A 20,019-nucleotide genomic window follows, 5' to 3' on the forward strand; every position below is an offset into this window, starting at 1 on the left:
AGAACCAGGGCACGCAACGCGGCGTCCGGCCAGTTGCCATTCGATCGCAGAAGCGGCGGCTTGGCTTTGATCCGGATCAAATCCGGAAGCGGTCGCATCTGACCTATCGCAAGGCGGCCCGGTTTATTCCCGGTCATCATGCAGGGGTATCGACGAGGTTCAGATGTCCAGGCCGGTTCCCGACAAGGCAGAGGTCGCGCTCGAATATCCCGACAAGTTCTATGTCGGCACCTTCGAGCATTCATCGCGGTTCGAGGCACGTCTCGACGGCAGCGGCGTCGCGCTGGTGCTGCAACATCCGGGGGCGGCCGACGAACGCAAATCGGTGCATCTGCACATCAATTTCGGCCTGCTTGCGGGCATCCTGCGTGAGCTCGCAAGCAGCGTCGCCGCTCTCCCCAAGGACGACATCGCGCATCGCGAGCAACTCGCAGACGCGCTCGACGAATTGCGGCGGGCGCTGCGAACGCCCTGAAGGCTACTTCGCCTTCGCCTGCATCGGCTTCGGGGCCGGCACGGCCGCCCATTCCTTGTCGGCGCGTGGGCCGTTGAGATCGCCGGTCAGGCCGACGAGCTGGCCGGGCAGCACATCGAGGGTCTGCTGCCAGGTCTGGGTCTGGCACAGGAACCTGATCAGGCAGCCCTTGAGCTTGAGGCGGTCGGGAGATTCGCGCCACAGCGAGACCGAATAAAACTTGCCATCCTCCGCATTGTAGATGTCGCCGGCAAACCGTCCCTCGGGTGTCGCCTGCAGGCCCATGATGAGCTGGTGGCCGAGCAGCGGGCGGGCGCGCTTGTCCGCATCGGGATTTTCCTTGTCGCGGTAGGGCTGGCCGCGCTTGTCGGCCGGCTCCTTCATCCAGACGATGAAGCCGCAGATGCGCTCGCGCGACGGACCGCAGCGTTCGAGCCGGATACGGGCGCGACCGTCCTCGACCAGCCAGGTGCCGCTGGGATCGGTGGGCGCGGCAGCGCCGGCGCGGCCGCCGATGATCATCATCGCGACGGTGATCGCGACGCGCAGCACGAAGCGGAGAAAAAAGTTCATCTGCGATGCCTCTTTCTTTGCGCGGGTTGCCGCGTCAGTTCAGTTGCGCCATCAGCGCGTCGGCGCCCTTGTCGAGGCCGGCGGTGGCGGCTGCGAGCGCGCCGACGCTGGCCTTGATGTCGTAGGCAGCAGGGTATTGCTTGGTGACGTAGGCAGAGAGCAGGCGCGAGGTGGCGGCATCGAAGATCTCGACGCCATAGACGACCGAGCCGGTCATCGTCCCCTCGCCGTCGCGCGCGGCCTGCACACCGTTGTAAACGGCACCGGCGAAGTCGAAGCGCGAGAGCGTACCGAGCACCGGCGTGTTGGTGACGGCGCCGGTGAGCGTCAGCCTGATCCGCAGCGTGTTCGGTCCGCGCTCGCGCACCAGCGCGAAGCGGCCGCGCAGCCGCTCGGCGAAGGAATTCTGCATGTAGGCGGCGAGCGTCGCCTTGTCCTTGTCGGACATGTCGCCGAACTGATGATCCTTGCCGCGGTAGAGCACGACGGGATCGAGGATCACTCTATTATATGCGCGCCAGTCGACCGGCGTGGAATAGCGGTAGGGCACGCGGCCGGAGGCGTCCGACCTGTCCGGGGCCATGTAGGCCGAGGACGCCATCTCCGAATAGGGCACGGGCGCGACCGAGGCGCAGCCGGCTGCGGCCGCGCAAAGCACCAGCGTTCCCAGACCGCGCAGGGCGATCGAGCGATCCATTCCAGACTCCTCTAGCGGCTTTCAGCAAAGGCGATGGGGACCGCAGCCGCGTTTTGGGACCAGACGCGGCTGCGGCGCTCACCATTGCCGGCCCAAGGCATCGTCCGGGGCCATTTCAGACGCCTTGGGCCGTCTCAGTGTCTCCATCTATAAAACCGACCAGTTGGTTTGTAAAGTACGGAAATGAGGGCCTGGCACATTTGGCCGCAGGCGCGGTTTTGGGCAGCGTCCGTTGGAGTTCGTTAACGAGGAATCAGGCGCGCTTGCGCGCCGCGCCAGCCTTCGCCGCGGATGCCCCGCCGGCTTTTGCGGCGCGGGCCTTGGCCGGCTTTTCGAGCGGGCGCCATTGATCGTCATCGAGCAGACGCGCGAACAGCCGCTGGTGCTCGTCGTTGCCAAGCGGCGACATGCCGAACAGCGAGCTCAACAATAGTCCCCGCGCCGCTGCCCAGCGCAACAGCGCGAGATCGGGATCAGCGGCCTCCGCCTTGATCGCCTCCACCCTCTTCATCTCGCGGTCGCGCGGCAGCGACATCAGGCCGGGATTCTCGACCATGGCCGCGACCAGCGCCAGCGCGGCGGAATTTGGCGACGTGGCCGCTTCGCGCACGGTCGCAAGCTGCGTGGCCAGATTGGGATTCGCCGAGGTCTCGCTCACCTTCGCCATATAACGGGTTGAGAATTCCTCGAAATGCTCCATCTGCCGCTCCAGCAGCGCCTTGAGCACGGCTTCCTTGGTGCGGAACTGATGCATCACGCCGCCCTTGCTGAGGCCGCTCTCGCGCGCAATCGCGTCGAGTGTCAGCCGGCCGGGCCCGTCCCGCGCAATGATCCTGGTCGCCGCCTCGAGCGCGGCGTTGCGGGATCGTTCGGAGCGTGTGGCATTGTCCATGGCCGACTTGTCTCCGTGACAGGACAATGAATCAAGTGAAAACAGGACGCGCTGTACATTTTTTGTGCGAACACTGTCGAGACTTTCATCTTGCGGCGCCGAACGGGACTATGTGAGCCTCGATACCGGATGGGGACTGGGATGGGCCGGCCGTAGCTTTGCGCGCCATGACGTGCGAAGCGTTTGCGGCTGGTCTCGCTTGAGAAAGATACGACATGCCAAAACGAGTGTTGCTTGGTGTCCTCCTGGCTTGCGGCCTCACGGCCTCGGCGCTGGCGCAAGAGCCGAAAACGGGGGGCGTGATCAATGCCGTGATCCAGCCCGAGCCGCCCGGCCTGATGCTTGCGATGGTCCAGAACGGCCCGGTCCAGATGGTGTCGGGCAACATCTTCGAGGGCCTGCTGCGCTACAGCCCCAAGCTCGAGCCGCAACCGGAACTCGCCGAGAGCTGGACCGTCAGCGAGGACGCCAAGACCTACACCTTCAAGCTCAAGAAGGGCGTCACCTGGCATGACGGCAAACCCTTCACCGCCGCCGACGTGCTGTTCTCGATCGAGATGCTGAAGCAGACCCACGCGCGCGCCCGCAACAACCTCGTGCAGGTCGACAAGGTCGAGGCGCCTGACGATTACACGGTGGTATTCACGCTGAAGCAGCCGTTCGGCCCGTTCCTCGGCATCTTCGAGGTCGGCTCGATGCCGATGGTGCCGAAGCATCTCTATGACGGCACCGACTGGAAGACCAACCCCTACAACAATGCGCCTGTCGGCACCGGCCCCTTCATGTTCAAGGAATGGCAGAAGGGCTCGTTCATCCGCATGGTCAAGAACCCAAACTACCACGAGAAGGGCAAGCCCTATCTCGACGAGGTCTACTGGCAGGTCATTCCCGACGCCGCCGCGCGCTCGGTGGCGTACGAGACCGGCAAGGTCGACGTGCTGCCCGGCGGCTCGGTCGAGAATTTCGACGTGCCGCGGCTGTCCAAGCTGAAGGACACCTGCGTCACCGGCGCCGGCTGGGAGTTCTTCTCGCCGCTGGCCTGGCTGTGGCTGAACAACCGCCAGGGACCGCTCGCCGACAAGCGGGTGCGGCAGGCGATCATGTACGCGATCGACCGCGATTTCGCCAAGGACGTGATCTGGAACGGGCTTGGCAAGGTCGCGACCGGCCCGTCCGCCTCGACCATCAAGTACTACACCGCCGACGTGCCGAAATATCCGTACGATCCGGCCAAGGCCAAGGCGCTGTTGAAGGAAGCCGGCTACAAGGGCGAGAAGATCCGCCTGTTGCCGCTCGCCTATGGCGAGACCTGGCAGCGCTGGGGTGAAGCCGTGAAGCAGAACCTCCAGGACGTCGGCATGACCATCGAGACGATCGCCACCGACGTTGCCGGCGGCAACCAGAAGATCGGCGACTGGGACTACGACATCGCCTTCACCTATCTCTACCAGTACGGCGATCCGGCCCTCGGCGTCGGGCGCAACTACGTCTCCAGCGCCATCGCCAAGGGCCAGGTGTTCAACAATGTCGAGGGCTACTCCAACCCGGAGATCGACAAGCTGTTCGCCGATGGCGCCGTCGCGACCCCGGATTCCAAGCGCAAGGAAATCTACGAGAAGGCGCAGAAGATCCTGGTCGAGGACGTGCCGGTGGCCTGGATGCTCGAGCTGCAATTCCCGACCATCATGCGCTGCAAGGTCAAGAACCTGATCACGACCGGCATCGGCGTCAATGACGGCTTCAAGGACGCATGGCTCGACAAGTGATGGTGCTTCTGACTTCACCTCTCCCCGCTTGCGGGGAGAGGTCGACGCGCTCGCAGAGCGCGGCGGGTGAGGGGGTACAGGTCCGTCAGCATTCTCACGCGTGGAGAGAGGCCCCTCACCCCAACCCTCTCCCCGCAAGAGCGGGGCGAGGGAGCGCACTACCCCAGTGGCCAAAGGTCACGTCACCCAATATGAACCACCCATAATATGCTCTCCTTCGTCGCTCAGCGTGTCGTGAAGGGCGTGATCGTCCTGCTCGCGATCGTCGTCCTCAATTTCTTCCTGATCCGGTTTGCGCCCGGCGATCCCGCGGTCGTGATGGCGGGCGAGGCCGGCGCCAGCGACCAGATCTTCGTCAAGCAGCTCCGGGAAAAGTTCGGCCTCGACAAGCCGCTGCCCGAGCAGCTCTTCATCTACGTCAAGGGCGTCGTCACCCTCGACCTCGGTTTCTCCTTCCGCCAGCAGGCGCCGGTGTCGAAGCTGATCCTCGAACGGCTGCCGGCGACCCTGCTGCTGACGCTGACCGCATTCGCGATCTCGCTGATGCTCGGCGTCCTGTTCGGCTCCTTTGCGGCACGCTTTGCCGGAACCTTTCTCGACACCGGCATCACCGTGTTCGCCCTGATCTTCTACGCCATGCCGATCTTCTGGGTGGCGCTGATGGGCATCCTCCTGTTCTCGGTCACCTTCGATTGGCTGCCGAGCTTCGGCTACGAGACGGTCGGCGCCAACCTCACCGGCCTCGCCCACGCGGTCGACGTCGCAAAACACCTGATCATGCCGGCGATGACGCTCGGCCTGTTCTTCATGGCGACCTATACCCGCATGACGCGCGCCTCGATGCTGGAGGTGAAGCGCCTCGACTTCGTCAAGACCGCGCGCGCCAAGGGCCTCTCCGATGCCGTGATCCAGCGCCGCCACGTGCTGCGCAACGCGCTGCTGCCGGTCGTGACGCTCGCCGGCGTGCATTCCGGCACGCTGATCGGCGGCGCCGTCATCACCGAGACCGTGTTCGCCTGGCCCGGCATCGGGCGCCTGATGTACGACGCGCTGCTGCAGCGGGACTACAACCTCCTGCTCGGCGTGTTCGTGATCTGTTCCGCAATGGTCCTGATCTTCAACCTCATCACCGACCTCGTCTATCGGCTGGTCGATCCGCGCATCGAATTCGCCTCATGAAACAATTCTGGAAATCGATGTTGCGTAGCCCGAGCGGCGTCATCGGGCTCATCATCCTGTTGCTTGCGATCGGAATCGCGGTGTTCGGACCGATGCTGTTCCCGAACTCGCCCTGGCGCATGGTGCAGCGGCCGTTCCTGCCGCCGTTCACGCTCTCGACCGTGCCGCTCGGCACCGACGCGCTCGGCCGCGACGTGTTCGCCGGCATGATCTTTGGCGCACGCGTTTCGCTGCTGGTCGGCCTCGTCTCGACGCTGGTGGCGCTGGTCGTCGGCGTGCCGATCGGCGCCATGGCCGGCTATTTCGGCGGCAAGGTCGACGACGCCCTGATGCGCTTCACCGAATTCTTCCAGACCATTCCGAGCTTCGCGCTGGCGATCGTGCTGGTCGCGATCCTGCAGCCCTCGATCTATTCGATCGTGGCCTCGATCGCGGTGGTGAGCTGGCCGCCGGTCGCCCGCCTCGTGCGCGGCGAGGTGCTGTCGCTGCGCACGCGCGAATACGTCCAGGCCGCCGTGGTCACCGGCCAGAGCAACACCTGGATCATCCTGCGCGAGATCCTGCCCAATGCGCTGTCGCCGGTGATCGTGCTGGCCTCGCTGATGGTGGCGACCGCGATCCTCCTGGAATCCTCGCTGGCCTTCCTCGGCCTCGGCGATCCCAACCTGATCTCCTGGGGCTACATGGTCGGCGCCGGCCGCACCGTGATCCGGCAGGCCTGGTGGATCACGGTGTTTCCCGGCGTCGCCATCCTGATCTCGGTGCTCGGCCTCAACCTGATCGGCGAAGGCCTCAACGACGCGCTCAATCCGCGGCTGTCGCGGGAGGGACGCTGATGATGACCGCGCCGCCCGCCGTCTCCATCAAGAACCTGCAGATCGCATTGCCCAAGGGCGCCGAGCGTGCCTTCGCCGTCGACGGCGTCTCGCTGGACCTTCGGCCCGGCAAGATCGTCTGCGTCGTCGGCGAATCCGGCTCCGGCAAGTCGATGTGCGCGCATGCGCTGATGGGGCTGTTGCCGGATACGGTCAACGTCACCTCCGGCGAGATCCTGTTCGAGGGCCGCGACCTGCTCAAGCTGGACGACGACGGCTGGCGCGATCTGCGCGGCCGCCGTCTCGCAATGATCTTCCAGGAGCCGATGACCGCGCTCAATCCCTTGATGCGGATCGGCGACCAGATGGCGGAGATGTTCGAGGCCCACGGCCTGCTCACGCCCAGGGATCGGCGCGCAAGAGCGCTGGCGCTGGCACGCGAGGTCGGCCTGCCCGACCCCGAGCGCATCGTCCGCGCCTATCCGCACCAGCTCTCCGGCGGCCAGCGCCAGCGCGCCATGATCGCGATGGCGCTGGCGCTCGAGCCGGCGGTGCTGGTGGCGGACGAGCCGACCACCGCGCTCGACGTCACCACGCAGGCGCAGATCCTGAAACTGATCCGTAACCTCCAGCGCAACCGCAACATGGCGGTGATGTTCATCACCCATGATTTCGGCGTGGTCGCCGATATCGCCGACCAGGTCGTGGTGCTCCGGCACGGTAAGGTGGTCGAGGAAGGCCCCGCCGCCAACGTCTTCGACGAGCCGCAGCACGACTACACCAAGGCGCTGCTCGCCGCCGTGCCGTCGATGGATCCGCCGGCGCGCGAGCCGCTCGACGACCAGGCCAGGGCCGTCGAGGTGATCGGGCTGGACAAGACCTACGTCACATCAGGGGGCTGGTTTCGCGAGGACCGCCGCGTCGATGCGGCGCGCGAGGTCAACTTCAACATCCTCAAGGGCGAGACGCTCGGCCTCGTCGGCGAATCCGGCTCCGGCAAGTCGTCGGTGGCGCGCCTCGTGATGCGGCTGATCGAAGCCGACCGCGGCACGGTGCGGATCGGCGAGACCGATCTGACGCAGCTTTCGGGCAAGGCGCTGCGCACTGAGCGCCATCGCATCCAGATGATCTTCCAGGATCCGTTCGCCTCGCTCAATCCGCGCCGCAAGATCGGCCACATCATCGCCGACGGCCCGATCGCGGCCGGCATCGATCCGAAGGTCGCCTTCGAGCGCGCCCGCGATCTCCTGAAGATGGTGGGCCTGGATGCCGGCGCGCTCGAACGCTATCCGCATGAATTCTCCGGCGGCCAGCGCCAGCGCATCGGCATTGCGCGCGCGCTCGCGCTCGAGCCCGAGATCATCGTTGCCGACGAAGCCGTCTCCGCGCTCGACGTCTCGGTGCAGGCGCAAGTCCTGCGGCTGCTCGAAGACCTCAAGGCGCGCCTTGGCCTTTCGATGCTGTTCATCACCCACGATCTGCGCGTCGCCGCCCAGATCTGCGACCGCATCGCGGTGATGCAGCGCGGCGCCATCGTCGAGCTGAAGCCGACCGCGCAGCTGTTCGCCGCGCCCGAGCACGCCTATACGCGCGAGCTGCTCGCGGCGGTGCCGGGGCGGAAGGAGCGCGCGCCGGCGGCGTGAGGCGAGCGGTATCCGGTTCGGCCCCAGACGATTGGACCGAATCGAGCCGCATCTGTCGTAACGGCGCTGTCACGCGCTTTTTATTCCTCGTGACCGCCTACACAGCTTCAAAGCGCCGGGCCGCACCCCACATCGGTTTGGAATGATTTCCATCATCTGATGATGGTTGCCAATCTCTTCGGAGCCAAACATGGGCCAGGTTATTCAATTTGTCTCGAGATCCGAGCGCGAACGATTGCGCCTCATCCAGGAGGCACGCGCGATCTATGACAGCATCTTCCCACCCGATGATCCGGTTGGCGAGCGGCACGACACGACCACGATCGGGCGCGCCGTCGGCGGCGGCAACGTGGAAAATCTGTCGTGATCAAGATCATCGCCGTGCTTTGCAGCCTCTCCTCTCCCGCCAATTGTCACGAGCAGATCGTCACCACATCGGACTTCGCCGACGTTTCGATGCAGTCCTGCATGATGGGCGCACCGCAGCTTGCCGAATGGATGAACCAGCATCCGGCCGAGCGCCTGGCGGGATGGCGCTGCGTGATCGGGCAACAGGGCGGCCGGGGCGCCTGATCGGACCTCCCCGACCCCGCTGAGCCGTGACGACGACGCACCGGCGAGCTAGGATGGCCTATAGCCGCCTGGCAAAGGGGGAAGCCGGATGGAGGTCGCCAGCCTCGTTCTTCCCGTGTTCGCGATCATCGTCACCGGCTGGCTGGCCGGCGCGCTCGGCTATCTCTCGCGCACGCTCGCCGACGCGCTGGTGCACTTCGCCTACAACGTGGCGATGCCGGCGCTGCTGATCGTCACGATCGCCCAGGAGCCGGCGCGCAATCTGCTGGAATGGCGCTTCCTGCTCGCGTTTGGCGGCGGCTCGCTGCTCTGCTTCGCGCTCGTCTTCGTAGCCGTCCGCGCCGGCGGAAAGCATGATCTCGCCAGCAGCACCATCCATGGCATGGCCGCGGCCATGACCAACACCGGCTTCGTGGCGCTTCCGATCCTGCACGCGATCTACGGCCAGCCCGCCGCGGTGGCGACGGTGTTCGTGGCCGCCGTGATGTTTCCGATCACGGTCATCCTGCTGGAAAGGAGCGCGAACGGGCCTGCGCACTCCGCTGGCCTCGCGAAACAGATCCTGCTCAATCCGATGGTGCTGTCGACGCTCATTGGGCTCGCATGGGCGATCACGGGTCTGCCGATTCCGCCGCCCGTTGCGGCCTACCTCAACATGATCGCGGCCGCGCTCACGCCCTGCGCGCTGTTTGCCATCGGGCTCGGCCTGTCGGTCGAAGGCCTGCGATCCAATCTGAAGGCATCGTTCGCGCTCTCGGCCGTGAAGCTGGTGGTGATGCCGCTGATCGTCTACGGACTTTGCGTGATCACCGGCCTCAATCCGCTTGACACCGTCGCCGCCGTCGTGTGCGCAGCCGTGCCGACGGCGAAAACCGTGTACGTTCTCGCCCACGAGCACAAGGTCGAGGAGAAACTGGTTGCGGCCACCGTCTCGGTCACGACGATGCTGTCGGTCGGGACACTGCTGGTCGCACTCTATCTTCTTTCTGGACTGGCGACAGGCACGCGCTAAGGCGCCCGTCAAGTTGTCGCAACCTGAGACTGCGCATCGCTATGTCCGGGCGCGCAAGACCGCGACTCCCACGATGTCCGGGCTTCGTTCATTGTGAGCGGCAGGTAGAACGATCCTCTCGCCGACATCGGCTCGCGCAGGAGGAGTGCTGCCTACCTGACCGGCGGGTTGGTGTTGTTCCAGGTGGGGACTGCGTTGGTCACTCCGACCGATGGCCAGTTGTACGTTCCGATCGACGGCGCCGTGACGGTCCCGATCGACTGTCCGGAGCTGCCGTATGTCCTCGGTTGCGTTGTTGCCGAAAGTCCTGCGCTCCCGGATTGAGTGGCCATCACAGGCGTGTAATTTCTGCTCGATTTGTACCGCTTCGCGTCAGCCGCGACGGGCGCGAGGGCCAGCCCAGCGGCAACGAGTGCGGCGATGGCGCGTCTGGTTGTTGTCATGGCCTATCCTTTCATTGGTGCAGTCAATTCGTACTGGGCCATTCACGTACTGGAGGTAACCATACCGACCGGACTTGCAACGCCCTTCACGGTTAAATGTGCGGGAGCGCAGCTGCGCTCCGGGATCGCTGCCACCTCGGGCGGCATGGCGCCCATGCCGCGCCTCAGGCCGCGACCGAGGCCATCGGAACGCGCCGGTCCGAAGACCACGGCGTTGGTGTTCGCTTAACCCTATCCGCTGATCGCACGGCGTACGGACGCACTCGGAAAGATTGCGCAACGTGCAGAAATCTTTACTTACCTTTCCTCCCTAGGTTGTCACGGCAAGACTTGGGGAGTGGATATGGCCACAATCGAACTGTCTGCGGCCTCGCCGCCTCAAGCTGCCGCACCCGAGCGGATCCGCGTCCTCTGCATCCTCTTCTTCTTCTCCGGCTTTCCCGCGCTGATCTACCAGCTCACCTGGCAGCGCAGCCTGTTCCGGATCTTTGGCGTCAACACGGAATCGGTGACCATCGTCGTCACCGCCTTCATGCTGGGGCTCGGCCTGGGGAGCCTCGCCGGCGGCTGGCTGTCGAAGCGGGACGGCATCAGGCCGCTGCTGCTGCTTGGGATCATCGAGCTCGCGACCGCCGCTTTCGGCCTGGTCTCGCTGTCGATCTTCGACCTGGTCGGTCGCCTCACCGCCGACATGTCGCTGCCGGCGATCGCCGTCATCAACCTGCTGCTGGTGCTGGTGCCCACGCTCTTGATGGGCGCGACGCTCCCGATCCTGGTCGCGTACCTCGTCAGGATCTCCGGCCAGATCGGCAGCGCGGTCGGCACGCTCTATTTCGTCAACACGCTCGGCGCTGGTGCTGCCTGCCTGGTCTCCGCTGTGCTGATCTTCCCCTTCCTCGGTATGCACGGCGCGATCATGATCGCGGCCGGCATCAACATCGCGGTCGGTGCCAGCGCCATCGCGGCGCATGTCTTCGGCGGCGCGCCGGCCACGGCGTCATCGAAGGCGGCCGTCCACCGGAACGCAACACCGATTCTCGGCATGGGTTTCGTCGCCACGCTCGCGGCCGCCGGCGGCTTCATTTCGCTGTCTTACGAGATCTATCTGTTTCGCACCATTTCCTTTGCCTCAGGTTCGAGCTCACTCGCCTTTGCCGTCACGCTGGGCAGCTTCCTGATTGGCATTGCCGTCGGCGCGCAGCGTGCCGGGCAGGTCTGCGAGACCCGATCCACGAAAAACGCGATGGCGAGCGCGGCGATGGACCTGGTCTGGGCCAACGGCTTCGCCGCGGCATTCCTGCCGCTGATGACGCAACTGGCCTCCAACATCGTCGCCATGATGATCGTCGCCGTGATCGCGATCTATCTGATCGCGCGGCAATGGGGCGCGCTATTGCCCTATCTCTCGCAGTTCGGCATCGCCGCGGACGCCCGCGCGGGTCAGCAGACCGCGCTGCTCTATTTCTCCAACATCGTCGGCTGTGCCACGGGCGCCGTGCTGACCGGTTTCGTGCTCACCGACTATTTTGGTCTGAGGCAGATGGCCGTGCTGCTGCTGGTTGCCGGAACGCTCTGCGCTTTGATGCTGGCCTTCGCACATCCGGCGGCGCCGCAGGAGCGGCTGCGCTTCGGCGTCATCGCGGCCTCCGTGCTCGCTCTTGGCATCGCCGCGAATGCATTGTTCGCGCAGCGGCTCTTGGAAAATCTCCAGAGCAAGTCGATCGCCGGCCGTGATCTCGCAAGGGTCGTGGAAAACCACAGTGGCATCATCACCGTCGACACCAATGGCACTGTCTTCGGGAACGGCATGTATGACGGCGCCTTCAACACCGACGTCAAGCATGACCGCAACGGCATCATCCGCCCCTATGCGCTGAGCCTGTTCCACGGCGCGCCGCGCGACGTGCTGATGATCGGGCTCGCCTCCGGCTCCTGGGCCCAGGTCATCGCCAACAACCCGGACGTGGCCTCGCTTACGATCGTCGAGATCAACCGCGGCTATCTCCAGGTCATTGCGGCGCAGGACGACGTCCGATCCGTCCTCAACAACCCCAAGGTCAGGATCATCGAGGACGACGGCCGTCGCTGGCTCAGCCATCATCCCGAAGCGCATTTCGATGCCGTGGTCGTCAACACCACCTGGCACTTCCGCGCCAACGCCTCCAATCTTCTGTCTTCGGAATTCATGGAGCTGGTGAAGCGGCATCTTAACGACGGCGGCATCTATCTCTACAACACCACCAATTCCCGGCGCGCCCAGCGCACCGCCTGCACCGCCTTCGCCCATGGGGCCCACTTCCTCAATCACATGGTGGTGTCGCAATCGCCAATCGACTGGAACCAGGCGCGCTGGCGCAGGACGCTCGAGGCCTACAGCATCGACGGCAAGCCCGAATTCGCCGTCGGCGATGCGGCCGACCAGGCCGTGCTCGACCGGCTGATGACCGATTACCGCAACGACGGCCCGATGTTCGAGCAATGCCCGCAGCTTCTCGCCGCAACGGAAGGCAAGACGCCGATCACCGACGACAACATGGGCACCGAGTGGCGCTACTTCCTCGGCCTGGAATGATGGAAGGGACAACGCGGTTGCTGTCATCGCCACAGGATGAACTCGAATCACCGTTAGCGCGTTCTGCTCGACGTACACTTGGCGCGAGCAGCATGACCGGTCCCGAACTGAAGCAACTCCGAACCGACCTCTCCGAGGCCATCGACAGGAAACTGACAGCCGCCGACATGGCAAAACTATGCGGATTGCCGGAGAAGGGTGGCGCCGACACCATCCGGCGCTGGGAAGTCAGCGGCCCGACGCCGTCGGCGACGAAGGTGCTGCGCGTGCTCGCGATGGCGAGCGAGCGCTATCCGATCCTGGAGAAGTTCGACATCTTCGATCGTCACGACGTGCGCGAGGAAGACCGGCCGGCAAAGCGCGCGGCGTTCCGCGAACAGATGCGCGATGAGGCGCGGCGGCGACTTGGTTAACAGGAGCCGCACGTTACCGGGAAGACGCGAAGTTAAGCCTTCCTTCAGCATTTCTTAAGTCGCCATTAAGTACGAAAATCAATTGCACCCCAATAAGTTAGGTTGGCTCACGCTGTGCCACGGATGTGACAGCATTTTCCTCAAAAGCTAGCTATCTGCAAAACCAACGACGGCGCGGAAAGCGCGCCTGCCGGGGATCTAAAGTGTTGGAGTTTGGACTATGAAGAAGATTCTGTTTGCGACCGTCGCGCTGCTCGTGCTGGGCGCCGCTGCGCCGGCCGTCGGCGCCGATCTCGGCAACCGCAACTACTACAAGGCGCCCGCGCCGGCCTATGCCGCGCCGATCTACAACTGGACGGGATTCTATCTCGGCGCCCATGTCGGCGGCGCGTTCTCCAGCGACAACAATTTCAGCGGCCTCTCCACCGGCAACAACGGCAACGGCCGTTTCCTCGGCGGCGTGCAGGTCGGTGCGGACTGGCAGTTCAACCCGAACTTCGTGGTCGGCGTCGAGGGCCAGTATTCCTGGCTCTCCGGCAGCGTCGGTGCGGTGTTCCCGGGCGGCGTCGCCTACACCAACGACCAGCGCGGCCTCGGCTCGATCACGGGCCGCGTCGGCTACACCTGGGGTCCGGGCCTCCTCTACGTGAAGGGCGGCTACGCCTATTCGGACAACAACGAGAAGGTCACGGTCGGCGGCGTTCCGACCGGCTTCATCATCGATGGCGATCATCGCAACGGCTACACCGTCGGCGCCGGCCTCGAATACATGTTCGCGCCGAACTGGTCGGCCAAGGCCGAGTACCAGTACTACAATTTCGGCGACGCGCACTTCACCGCGGGCCCGCTCGCGGGCACCGGCAACTTCACCACCGACGACCACACCATCAAGGCTGGCGTCAATTATCGCTTCAACTGGGCCAACTCCGGCGTCGCGCGCTACTGATCGGTTAGCAAAACCTTATCCCGACGAAGGGCCGGCATGTTGCCGGCCCTTCTTTTTTCGCTCTGCGGAACCAGTGCAAGCAATTGCACCAATTGCGATTTTTTTAACCGGCCCGACCGATACTGCCCGCCACAAAACAGAAGCAAGAGCGTGGGGGAAGTTCGATGGCGATCCGTCTGGGCCTGGGCCGTTTCCTTGGCAGTTTTCTTGGCAGTTTCCTTGGCCGATTGAGGCCTCGTTTCAAGATGCCGACATGGGGCGTGCGCGGCAGCTTGTTCGCGGCCTTCGCGGTGATCGCGGGCATGGGCCTCGTGATCTCGGCCGGCGCCGGCCTGGTGCTGCAGAATCTCGGCGGACGCATGACTGAACTGAGCGGGCGGGACATTCCGCGCCTTGCCGCCAGCCTGCAATTGTCGGCACTGAGCGCGAGCCTTGCGGCACAGGGACCTGCCCTACTTGCGGCTCAAAGCGAGGACGCCCTGAACGAGCGCACCAAGAAGCTCAGGGAATTTCAGGAGCAGACGCAGCAGAAGCTCAACGAGATCATCGAGCTCGGCGGCGACAAGGCCGTCGTCTCCGGACTCAGCGAGACGATGAAGAGCATCAACGAGGCGGCCCAAAGCCTGGCCAAGGCCGCCCGCGAACGGCTAGACATCGCGGCCCTCCATGACAAGCAGTATGACGCGCTGCGCAACGCGCAGGGCGCGTTCGTCGGCGCGGCCAGTCCGGCGATGCTGGACGCGCAGACCCGGGTCAACGCCATTCTCGGCTCGGCCAATATGTCCGCGGAAGATGCCACCGAAGCCGCGCAGACCGTCGGCCAGCTCGGCAACGTCGTCGCCAGCGGCAATCTCGCAGCCGCCGACATGAGCGCGGCGCTGTCGGCGAACACGAGCGACAAGCTCGACGACATCCAGAAGGAATTCAAGACGGCGCAAGGACGCCTGCGGTCCAACCTCGACCTGTTGCCGGACAATCAGGGCAACAAGATGCTGCGCGAGACGGCGGAAAAACTGCTGGCGCTCGGCACCGGCAAGACCGGCGTGTTCAATCTGCGCGAGAAGGAGCTCGACTCCGTCGACTACGGCCAGACCATCCTGGACGAGACGCGCAAGCTCAATGTCGGCCTCGGCATCAGCGTGCAGCAGCTCGTCGACGGCGTGCAGAAGGAGACCAACGCGTCGACCTTCCAGGCGCGGCAGGAGATCTCGCTTGCGACGACCGCAATGCTGGCGCTGGGCGCGCTGACGCTGGTCGGCTCGGCTCTGTTCGTCTGGCTCTATGTCGGCCGCAACATCCTGCGCCGGATCACCGGCCTCCAGCGCGCCATGCAGTCACTCTCGGCCGGCGATCTCGCCACCGAGATCGCGCGCGCGAAGCACAATGACGAGATCGGCGCGATGACCGACACGCTGACCGTGTTTCGCGATAGCATGGTCGAGGCCCGTGCGCTCGCCAGCGAGCAGGACAAGGATCGGCTCGCCAAGGCGGAGCGTGCCGCACGCATGGAGGCGAAGATCGCCGAATTCGAAAGCACGGTGCGCTCCGCGCTCGACAATCTGGCGCAGTCCGCCAATTCGATGCAATCGACCGCGCAGAGCATGTCGAACACCGCTGACCAGTCCAACGCGCTGGTCAACGCAGTCGCCTCCGCCGCGGAGGAGACCTCGGTCAACGTGCAGACCGTATCGGCCGGCACCGAGCAGTTGTCCTCCTCGATCGCCGAAATCAGCCGCCAGGTGGTCACCTCGGCCGGGATCGCCAAGAAGGCCGTGGACGAAGCCGGCGCGACCGACGCCACGGTGCAGAGTCTCGCCGACAGCGCGAGCCGCATCAGCGTCGTGGTCGATTTGATCCAGACCATCGCCTCGCAGACCAACCTGCTCGCGCTCAACGCCACCATCGAGGCGGCCCGCGCGGGCGAGGCCGGCCGCGGCTTCGCGGTGGTCGCCTCCGAGGTGAAGAGCCTCGCGAGCCAGACCGCGAAGGCGACCGAGGAGATCCGCACCCAGATCGCCAGCATGCAGAACGTGACGACCTCGGCGGTGGGCGCCATCCAGGGCATCGGCCGGATCATCGGCGAGATCAACGACGTCACCACGACGATCGCGGCTGCCGTCGAGGAACAGGGCGCGGCCACCCGCGAGATCGCGCGCAACATCCAGCATGCCGCCGGCGGCACCAGCGAGGTCTCCAGCAACATCATCGGCGTCTCCACCGCCTCTGCCGAAGCCGGCGCTGCGGCGAGCGAAGTGCTGGGCGCCTCCGACGCACTGCGCCGCGAGGCCGACCTGCTGCGCGGAGAGATCGACGCGTTCCTCAACAACATGCGGGCGGCGTAAGGCGCCGTCCCGTAGCCCGGATGGAGCGCAGCGCAATCCGGGACCTGCTCGCTTGTGGCACGAACCCCGGATTACGCTGCGCTCCATCCGGGCTACGGAAAAAGCCACGGTATGACGGCCATGCGACGGCCGCCGCGCGTCCTTTTTCGGCTGGCGCGGCGCGCCGGCCGGGTCTAAGTCGGTAGCATGAACGCAAAACCCGACACCGTGCAGTCCTCCGGCGAGGCCCTGCGCTACCCCTGGGACCAGCATCCCGGCCCCGATGAGGTCGTGGAGGTGAAGCCCGGCGTGCTGTGGGCGCGGCTGAAGCTGCCGTTCCGCCTCAACCACGTGAACATCTACCTGCTCGCCGACGGCGACGGCTACGCCATGGTGGATGCGGGCTTCGGCAACGAGGAGACGATCGAGGCCTGGACGAAACTGTTCGACGGCCCGCTCAAGGGCGTCAACATCACCCGCCTGATCGTCACCCATTCGCACCCCGATCATGTCGGTCTCGCCGGGTGGATCGTCGAGCGGTTCAACTGCCCGCTGGTGATGTCGCAGGTCGAATATCTGCAATCAGTCTATCACCAGAACCGCGGCACGGCGGAACGGCAGGAGGCGCAGCGGCTGTTCTTCCGCCGCCACGGCATGGACGAGTCGCTCACCGAAAAGCTGCTCGGCCGCGGCCAGGACTATCTCAAGCGCGTCTCGGTGCTGCCGCCGTCCTACCGCCGCATCTCGCATGGCGACGACGTCGTGATCGGCACCCGCCGCTTCAAGGTGATCACCGGCGGCGGCCACGCGCTCGACCAGGTGATGCTGTATTGCGCCGACGACAAGCTGTTCCTTTCCGCCGACCAGGTGCTGAGCAGGATCTCGCCCAATGTCAGCGTGTGGGCGGTCGAGCCCGACCAGAACTCGCTCGGCGAATATCTCGCCTCGCTCGCCAGCCTCACCACGACGCTACCCTATGACGTGCTGGTGCTGCCCGGCCACGGCGTGCCGTTCTACGGGCTCAAGACCCGCATCAAGCAGCTCGCCGATCACCACGAGGAGCGCTGCCGCCTGATCGCGGAAGCCTGCCGCGAGGTGCCGCAGACCTCGCGCGCTTTGGTGCCCGTGGTGTTCAACAAGCACGTGCTGGACGAACACCAGATGGGCTTCGCCGCCGGCGAGCTCGTCGCCCACGTCAACTACATGATCGTCGAGGGCCGGCTGACGGTAGAGACCAGGGACGGCGTGCTCCAGTTCAGGACGACGTAATTTTTTTCGCCTCTCCCCGCCTGCGGGGAGAGGCCGACGCGCCCCGAGCGATGCGAAGCATCGTCTCGCGCGCGGCGGGTGAGGGGGACTCTCCACGAGTCCGACTGTCACCGTCCGTGCGGAGACTCCCCTCACCCCAACCCTCTCCCCACAAGCGGGGCGAGGGAGCAGACCGTCGCTGCGGCAACAGCTCACTTCATATTCGCGATCGCGTGCAGGGCCGCGATGTAGCCGAACGGGCCCAGCCCGCAGATCACGCCTGAGGCCACGAACGATATCTTGGAGTGCCGGTGATATTCGTCGCGGGCGTGGATGTTGGAGATGTGGACTTCCAGCACCGGGGCCTTCGAACGTCTTGATCGCGTCCATGATCGAGACCGAGGTGAAGGAGAGGCCAGCCGGGTTGATGACGATGGCATCGGCGTCCTGCCGCGCCGACTGGATCAGATCGACCAGAACGCCCTCATGGTTGGACTGGTGGAAAGCGAGCTTGAGCCCGAGCTTCGCGGCGGCTTCCTCGCAGCTCGCGTTGACCTCTGCGAGAGTCGTGGTGCCGTAGATGTGCGGCTCGCGGATGCCGAGCATGTTGAGGTTGGGACCGTTGAGGATCATCACGCGCTTCATGGGAGCGTCCTTTCGAATGGAAATCTGCTGAATTGTCTTGCCGAGCCCAAGGCAGGCCGAGGCTGCCGTGTCGGCCCCTCGGGACGCCTACCGCAAAGCAGCATTACACGAGCCCGTGAGTTCTTTGATCGGGATCAAGTTTCAAATCGCACGATAGGGCATTTTGCCCAAATGCCCTCCAGGGCCAAATGTGGGATAGCGCATAGACATTGGAGCTGGAAAAGCTCTAAGAAGATGCGGCCCCTTGGTCAGGTTCCGTTGCAGGTTTTGCCGATGGATTACAGCCAGTTCTTCGATTCCGCCCTCGAGCGTCTCCACACTGAACGGCGCTACCGCGTGTTCGCCGATCTGGAGCGGATGGCGGGCCGGTTCCCGCACGCGATCTGGCACTCGCCCAAGGGCAAGCGCGACGTCGTGATCTGGTGCTCCAACGACTATCTCGGCATGGGCCAGCACCCGAAGGTGGTCGGCGCCATGGTCGAGACGGCGACGCGCGTCGGCACCGGCGCAGGCGGCACCCGCAACATCGCCGGCACACATCATCCGCTGGTGCAGCTCGAGGCCGAGCTTGCCGACCTCCACGGCAAGGAAGCGGCGCTGCTGTTCACCTCGGGCTATGTCTCGAACCAGACCGGCATCGCGACGATCGCAAAGCTCATTCCGAACTGCCTGATCCTGTCGGACGAGCTCAACCACAATTCGATGATCGAGGGCATCCGCCAGTCCGGCTGCGAGCGCGTCGTGTTCCGCCACAACGACCTCGCCGATCTCGAAGCGCTGTTGAAGGCGGCGGGTCCGAACCGGCCGAAGCTGATCGCCTGCGAGAGCCTCTATTCCATGGACGGCGACGTCGCCCCGCTCGCCAGGATCTGCGATCTCGCCGAGAAATATAATGCGATGACCTATGTCGACGAGGTTCACGCGGTCGGCATGTACGGCCCGCGCGGCGGCGGCATCGCCGAGCGTGACGGCGTCATGCACCGCATCGACATTCTGGAAGGCACGCTCGCGAAAGCGTTCGGCTGCCTCGGCGGCTACATCGCCGCCAACGGCCAGATTATCGATGCCGTGCGCTCCTATGCGCCGGGCTTCATCTTCACCACCGCGCTGCCGCCGGCGATCTGCTCCGCCGCGACCGCCGCGATCAAGCATCTGAAGACCTCGAACTGGGAGCGCGAGCGCCATCAGGACCGCGCCGCCCGCGTCAAGGCGATCCTCAACGCCGCCGGCCTCCCGGTGATGTCGAGCGACACCCACATCGTGCCGCTGTTCATCGGCGATGCCGAGAAGTGCAAGCGGGCCTCCGACCTCCTGCTGGAAGAGCACGGCATCTACATCCAGCCGATCAACTATCCGACCGTCGCCAAGGGCACCGAGCGCCTGCGCATCACGCCCTCGCCCTATCACGACGACGGCCTGATCGATCAGCTCGCCGAAGCCCTGCTGCAAGTATGGGACCGCCTCGGCCTGCCGCTCCGCGAAAAGTCGCTGGCGGCGGAGTAGGCTCTTCTCTCTTGCCTCTCCCCGCTTGCGGGGAGAGGCAAGATCGCATCGCCACATGCGATCCGGGTGAGGGGGAGTCTCCGCGAGTCCAACTGTCACCGTCCCCGCGGAGAGCCCCCTCACCCCACCCTCTCCCCGCAAGCGGGGCGAGGGAGAGCGGGCACCTCATCCTACGGCTTAACGACAACCCCAGTTCCCGCCCTGGGCACGACATTTCGCTGTCGCTTGCGCCCACCCAACGCGCTAGATTTGCAGGGAAAATGAGATCGGGCGCCGTCGCGCCCAGGGAGAAGCACGCTCGCC

At 65.0% G+C, this 20,019-nt stretch carries 18 protein-coding genes and 1 pseudogene; 14 read left to right on the top strand and 5 right to left on the bottom strand.

Going from position 1 to position 20,019, the window contains the following annotated elements:
- Positions 1-163 precede the first annotated feature (163 nt).
- Entirely contained in the window at positions 164-475 is a 312-nt protein-coding gene (locus XI08_RS43980) for a hypothetical protein (protein ID WP_025575224.1), read from the top strand.
- 3 nt (positions 476-478) lie between these two features.
- Here the strand turns inward: XI08_RS43980 and XI08_RS43985 are convergent, their stop codons facing one another.
- The 3 genes from XI08_RS43985 to XI08_RS43995 form a co-directional block, all read right to left on the bottom strand.
- Positions 479-1,048 carry a DUF2147 domain-containing protein gene (locus XI08_RS43985; protein WP_271579220.1) on the bottom strand — a complete coding sequence of 190 codons (570 nt, stop codon included), beginning with the start codon at positions 1,046-1,048 and terminating at the stop codon, positions 479-481.
- Between the two features lie 34 nt (positions 1,049-1,082).
- Positions 1,083-1,745, bottom strand: coding sequence for a DUF3313 domain-containing protein (locus XI08_RS43990; RefSeq protein ID WP_271579221.1), 663 nt, complete (start codon positions 1,743-1,745; stop codon positions 1,083-1,085).
- 253 nt (positions 1,746-1,998) lie between these two features.
- Positions 1,999-2,637 carry a TetR/AcrR family transcriptional regulator gene (locus XI08_RS43995; RefSeq protein WP_027542421.1) on the bottom strand — a complete coding sequence of 213 codons (639 nt, stop codon included), beginning with the start codon at positions 2,635-2,637 and terminating at the stop codon, positions 1,999-2,001.
- Positions 2,638-2,852: 215 nt separating this feature from the next.
- On the opposite strand from XI08_RS43995, the gene XI08_RS44000 reads away from it, so the two are divergent.
- The 7 genes from XI08_RS44000 (at position 2,853) to XI08_RS44030 (ending at position 9,625) form a co-directional block, all read left to right on the top strand.
- A complete protein-coding gene (locus XI08_RS44000) occupies positions 2,853-4,403 on the top strand; it encodes an ABC transporter substrate-binding protein (protein WP_271579222.1) in 1,551 nt (516 codons plus the stop codon).
- A gap of 207 nt (positions 4,404-4,610) precedes the next feature.
- Positions 4,611-5,582, top strand: coding sequence for an ABC transporter permease (locus XI08_RS44005; RefSeq protein WP_271579223.1), 972 nt, complete (start codon positions 4,611-4,613; stop codon positions 5,580-5,582).
- A complete protein-coding gene (locus XI08_RS44010; RefSeq protein WP_025575214.1) occupies positions 5,579-6,418 on the top strand; it encodes an ABC transporter permease in 840 nt (279 codons plus the stop codon). The genes XI08_RS44005 and XI08_RS44010 overlap by 4 nt, the downstream gene beginning before the upstream one ends.
- Before the next feature lie 2 nt (positions 6,419-6,420).
- Complete coding sequence (locus XI08_RS44015; RefSeq protein ID WP_271579496.1) at positions 6,421-8,040, top strand: ABC transporter ATP-binding protein; 1,620 nt, start codon at positions 6,421-6,423, stop codon at positions 8,038-8,040.
- A gap of 190 nt (positions 8,041-8,230) precedes the next feature.
- Positions 8,231-8,407, top strand: coding sequence for a hypothetical protein (locus tag XI08_RS44020; protein ID WP_198033682.1), 177 nt, complete (start codon positions 8,231-8,233; stop codon positions 8,405-8,407).
- A complete protein-coding gene (locus XI08_RS44025; protein WP_011084026.1) occupies positions 8,404-8,613 on the top strand; it encodes a hypothetical protein in 210 nt (69 codons plus the stop codon). The genes XI08_RS44020 and XI08_RS44025 overlap by 4 nt, the downstream gene beginning before the upstream one ends.
- A gap of 88 nt (positions 8,614-8,701) precedes the next feature.
- Complete coding sequence (locus XI08_RS44030; protein ID WP_271579224.1) at positions 8,702-9,625, top strand: AEC family transporter; 924 nt, start codon at positions 8,702-8,704, stop codon at positions 9,623-9,625.
- A 152-nt stretch (positions 9,626-9,777) separates the two neighbouring features.
- Here the strand turns inward: XI08_RS44030 and XI08_RS46505 are convergent, their stop codons facing one another.
- The gene (locus XI08_RS46505) at positions 9,778-10,068 is read right to left on the bottom strand and encodes a hypothetical protein (protein WP_442869937.1); all 291 of its coding nucleotides are present in this window, start codon (positions 10,066-10,068) and stop codon (positions 9,778-9,780) included.
- Between the two features lie 343 nt (positions 10,069-10,411).
- Between XI08_RS46505 and XI08_RS44035 the strand changes: the two genes are divergently transcribed.
- The 5 genes from XI08_RS44035 to XI08_RS44055 all read left to right on the top strand — a co-directional run bounded on the left by XI08_RS44035 (position 10,412) and on the right by XI08_RS44055 (position 17,589).
- Positions 10,412-12,640 carry a fused MFS/spermidine synthase gene (locus XI08_RS44035; RefSeq protein WP_271579225.1) on the top strand — a complete coding sequence of 743 codons (2,229 nt, stop codon included), beginning with the start codon at positions 10,412-10,414 and terminating at the stop codon, positions 12,638-12,640.
- A 92-nt stretch (positions 12,641-12,732) separates the two neighbouring features.
- Positions 12,733-13,053 carry a hypothetical protein gene (locus tag XI08_RS44040; RefSeq protein ID WP_027542415.1) on the top strand — a complete coding sequence of 107 codons (321 nt, stop codon included), beginning with the start codon at positions 12,733-12,735 and terminating at the stop codon, positions 13,051-13,053.
- A gap of 220 nt (positions 13,054-13,273) precedes the next feature.
- Positions 13,274-13,999 carry an outer membrane protein gene (locus tag XI08_RS44045; protein ID WP_271579226.1) on the top strand — a complete coding sequence of 242 codons (726 nt, stop codon included), beginning with the start codon at positions 13,274-13,276 and terminating at the stop codon, positions 13,997-13,999.
- 164 nt (positions 14,000-14,163) lie between these two features.
- Complete coding sequence (locus XI08_RS44050; protein ID WP_271579227.1) at positions 14,164-16,341, top strand: methyl-accepting chemotaxis protein; 2,178 nt, start codon at positions 14,164-14,166, stop codon at positions 16,339-16,341.
- Positions 16,342-16,527: 186 nt separating this feature from the next.
- Positions 16,528-17,589 carry an MBL fold metallo-hydrolase gene (locus tag XI08_RS44055; protein ID WP_271579228.1) on the top strand — a complete coding sequence of 354 codons (1,062 nt, stop codon included), beginning with the start codon at positions 16,528-16,530 and terminating at the stop codon, positions 17,587-17,589.
- Positions 17,590-17,780: 191 nt separating this feature from the next.
- On the opposite strand, the pseudogene aroQ reads toward XI08_RS44055, so the two are convergent.
- A pseudogene (gene aroQ / locus XI08_RS44060) lies at positions 17,781-18,213 on the bottom strand (type II 3-dehydroquinate dehydratase).
- A gap of 273 nt (positions 18,214-18,486) precedes the next feature.
- Between aroQ and hemA the strand changes: the two are divergent.
- A complete protein-coding gene (hemA, locus tag XI08_RS44065; RefSeq protein WP_271579229.1) occupies positions 18,487-19,716 on the top strand; it encodes a 5-aminolevulinate synthase in 1,230 nt (409 codons plus the stop codon).
- Positions 19,717-20,019: the final 303 nt, after the last annotated feature.

Origin of the sequence: Bradyrhizobium sp. CCBAU 11361, from assembly GCF_028128935.1 — a bacterium.
GTDB lineage: Bacteria > Pseudomonadota > Alphaproteobacteria > Rhizobiales > Xanthobacteraceae > Bradyrhizobium > Bradyrhizobium niftali.

Excerpts from the sequence above, each read along its gene's own strand:
- XI08_RS43980 (WP_025575224.1), top strand. The coding sequence starts at position 164 with ATGTCCAGGCCGGTTCCCGACAAGGCAGAGGTCGCGCTCGAATATCCC.
- XI08_RS43985 (WP_271579220.1), bottom strand. The coding sequence starts at position 1,048 with ATGAACTTTTTTCTCCGCTTCGTGCTGCGCGTCGCGATCACCGTCGCG.
- XI08_RS43990 (WP_271579221.1), bottom strand. The coding sequence starts at position 1,745 with ATGGATCGCTCGATCGCCCTGCGCGGTCTGGGAACGCTGGTGCTTTGC.
- XI08_RS43995 (WP_027542421.1), bottom strand. The coding sequence starts at position 2,637 with ATGGACAATGCCACACGCTCCGAACGATCCCGCAACGCCGCGCTCGAG.
- XI08_RS44000 (WP_271579222.1), top strand. The coding sequence starts at position 2,853 with ATGCCAAAACGAGTGTTGCTTGGTGTCCTCCTGGCTTGCGGCCTCACG.
- XI08_RS44005 (WP_271579223.1), top strand. The coding sequence starts at position 4,611 with ATGCTCTCCTTCGTCGCTCAGCGTGTCGTGAAGGGCGTGATCGTCCTG.
- XI08_RS44010 (WP_025575214.1), top strand. The coding sequence starts at position 5,579 with ATGAAACAATTCTGGAAATCGATGTTGCGTAGCCCGAGCGGCGTCATC.
- XI08_RS44015 (WP_271579496.1), top strand. The coding sequence starts at position 6,421 with ATGACCGCGCCGCCCGCCGTCTCCATCAAGAACCTGCAGATCGCATTG.
- XI08_RS44020 (WP_198033682.1), top strand. The coding sequence starts at position 8,231 with ATGGGCCAGGTTATTCAATTTGTCTCGAGATCCGAGCGCGAACGATTG.
- XI08_RS44030 (WP_271579224.1), top strand. The coding sequence starts at position 8,702 with ATGGAGGTCGCCAGCCTCGTTCTTCCCGTGTTCGCGATCATCGTCACC.
- XI08_RS46505 (WP_442869937.1), bottom strand. The coding sequence starts at position 10,068 with ATGACAACAACCAGACGCGCCATCGCCGCACTCGTTGCCGCTGGGCTG.
- XI08_RS44035 (WP_271579225.1), top strand. The coding sequence starts at position 10,412 with ATGGCCACAATCGAACTGTCTGCGGCCTCGCCGCCTCAAGCTGCCGCA.
- XI08_RS44040 (WP_027542415.1), top strand. The coding sequence starts at position 12,733 with ATGACCGGTCCCGAACTGAAGCAACTCCGAACCGACCTCTCCGAGGCC.
- XI08_RS44045 (WP_271579226.1), top strand. The coding sequence starts at position 13,274 with ATGAAGAAGATTCTGTTTGCGACCGTCGCGCTGCTCGTGCTGGGCGCC.
- XI08_RS44050 (WP_271579227.1), top strand. The coding sequence starts at position 14,164 with ATGGCGATCCGTCTGGGCCTGGGCCGTTTCCTTGGCAGTTTTCTTGGC.
- XI08_RS44055 (WP_271579228.1), top strand. The coding sequence starts at position 16,528 with ATGAACGCAAAACCCGACACCGTGCAGTCCTCCGGCGAGGCCCTGCGC.
- hemA (WP_271579229.1), top strand. The coding sequence starts at position 18,487 with ATGGATTACAGCCAGTTCTTCGATTCCGCCCTCGAGCGTCTCCACACT.